This is a genomic window from Pseudoflavonifractor sp. 60 (assembly GCF_009911645.1).
In the GTDB taxonomy this organism is placed as follows: Bacteria; Bacillota; Clostridia; order Oscillospirales; family Oscillospiraceae; genus Lawsonibacter.
On the sequence record NZ_QWKI01000320.1, the window covers coordinates 1 to 2,535 of the forward strand.

Annotated in this window: 1 protein-coding gene; it reads right to left on the bottom strand. The window is 49.5% G+C overall.

Annotation, left to right across the window (positions count from 1 at the left end; all coding sequences use genetic code 11):
* Positions 1–89: 89 nt before the first annotated feature.
* Positions 90–1,916, bottom strand: a complete 1,827-nt coding sequence (locus tag D1646_RS22125; protein ID WP_160638490.1) for a reverse transcriptase domain-containing protein — start codon at positions 1,914–1,916, stop codon at positions 90–92.
* Positions 1,917–2,535: the final 619 nt, after the last annotated feature.

Genomic DNA, 2,535 nt, shown 5'->3' on the forward strand with positions numbered 1-2,535 from the left:
CATGGTATGAGGTAAGCACCACATGGGCACTCCCTCCCGAACCGTGCGGGCACCTCTCGATGCACACGGCTCTCCGTACTGTTATCGTTTTACGACTTCATCGAATTGTGAATTTCTGCATGACAGGATGGGCAAACGGCCAGAGTCTTGCGATGCCGTTTGCGCATAAGGATTTCCCACTCGTATTGCCCTGTAAGGTCTTTCAGACGCTTTACTTGGTGCATGACTAAACCGCCGCACTCCGCACCGCACAATTCGCACTGTTTAGAGCGCAAGCGAGTGGCCAGACTGTTGGGCTTGCTGTACTTTTTGTAAATATCCAGGATATCCACCTGCCCCAGTTGCGGCTTATCCTGTTTACGAAAGCCACTGTGGTAATAAATTGCTTCTTTGGGGCCTGCTTTCGTCGTGTACGGCACTGTGAACTCGCCGTTTTTGACATATCTCTCCTTGATTTTCCTGACCTGACAGCGATACTTGGAGCCAAAAGTTTTCAGCATACTGTACTTCATCAGGCTTGAGAAGTGATTCAAGGTGGACACATTTCCAGCTAACGAGTAGTAGTTGTACAGCCCTCGGACTTCCGCATTATAGCGGCTGAGGATTTCAATATCCGTCCTGTTCATGAGTTTCCCACGCGGCATAGCTTTCCACCGCTCTTTGCCCGAAGCGTCCTTACTGATTCGGATTGCGCCCAGTTCTACCAGCTTTGCAGCCCATTTCTCTTGGGGCATACGGAGCTGGACAACGCCGTAGTACACACGCTGCCGCTTTCCGTTTTTCAGCCGCTTGATGTCCTGACTTCTGGAAACATAGATGTCATAGTTCAGGAATCTTGCGCACTGGGCTGTGTTGGTGATTTTGGTCTTTTCTGCCGACAACGTAAGCCCCAGCTTTTCCTTGAGAAATACTGCCAGGTCTTGCTTGAGCCGCTCTGCGTCCTCTCGACTGCCAACAACTCCAATCAGGAAGTCATCAGCATAGCGGACATATTGCAAGGATTTATAGCTGACCTCCCGGAATGGGTGCGTGGGGAGATTTCGCTGTTCTGTCCGCATTTGCCGGAGAATCCGCGCACGTTCCTTCTGTTCCCCTGCACTCAACGTGTTCCAAACCTTATCATTTTTGGCCTTGTAATGGAAAATTCTGCTTGCCATATTACGATGGGCTGGGTTCACTGTGCGTGTTGGTTCGCTGAATTTCTGCTTATATTCCTCCATATACTTGTCCAACTCGTTCAGATAGATATTGGCGAGGATCGGGCTGACGCCAGACCCCTGCGGCGTGCCGGTGTAGGTTTTGTGGTATTTCCACTGTTCCATATACCCGGCTTTCAAGAATTTCCACATCAGGCCGATAAAGGCTTCGTCCTTGATTCGCCTGCGGAGAATTTCAATCAGTACATGGCGGTCAAAGCTATCGAAACATGCTTGAATATCGCCCTCCACAAACCACTTTGCGCCAGTGAACGTGCTCTGAATTTTGACCAGCGCGGTGTGGCAGCTTTTTCCGGGGCGGAATCCATGGGATACATCAGAGAAAGTCGGCTCATAAATGCTTTCCAAAATCATTCGGACTACTTCCTGCACGAGCTTGTCATCCCCGGATGGAATGCCAAGCGGCCGCTTTTTCGCCGGGTTATTCTTCTTGGCGATATAGGTGCGGCGGGCTGGGTTTGGGCGGTACGAGTGGTCTTTCAGTGACGCAATAATTTTGTCAATGCGTTCCAAGCTCATACCATCGGTGGTTACGCCATCCACCCCCGGCGTCATGCTGCCATCATTTGCGTAGATATTTTTGTAAGCCAGCAGATAAAACTCCGGGTTGTACAAGTTGCGGTATAGCCGTTCAAACTTGTACATGGGATTTTTCGATTTATCGCTTAAACTATTCAATACATCAGTTGGATTTCGCATAGTGCCTCACGCACCATCCTTTCATTTTTGTATTGAAGAAACAGACTGCTCCCCTTCGCCATGTGAGCGGCTTTCCCGCTTCCGTTTTTACGGCTATCCCTGTTGATTCAGGGTTCTCAGACTACTATGGAAGCTGTGTTGCCCTGCCCGCTGGCTGCGGGTTTAGGCAATCCCCAGTAGCATATATCAAATGAGCATTTCGCGTTGTCGGTAAAAGGGGTTTTCCCATGTGACGTTCGCCATTTTCCTCTATCTGGAGGTGCTGCACCCTGAATATCACGCACTTGCCCCTATACACATGACAAGTGCCAAGATGACGTGTGTTTCAGCTTCTTTCACACGTAGACGTCGGATATTTCCCAGCTCTGGCTGTCAATCAAGCAGTTTAGCTTTCATCCTCATACGCGAATTTTCATCCCTATATAGAGCAGTTTTAGAAACTTATTGTCTGCGCTATATCCGCTGCAATTACAGCGACACCATGCTGCACTCCCCATTGGGTTTCCCCTTCCGGATAAGGTGTGAGATGACGGGGTATTTTTTCACCTGCCTTTCTTTGATATCTTTCTTCCCGCCGCTTGCTCAAGGCGGCATTTGATATATGCCCTTATGGGCGCAC

What these genes read in the sequence shown, in the direction of transcription:
- D1646_RS22125 (WP_160638490.1), bottom strand. Translation starts at nt 1,916, where the DNA reads ATGCGAAATCCAACTGATGTATTGAATAGTTTAAGCGATAAATCGAAA.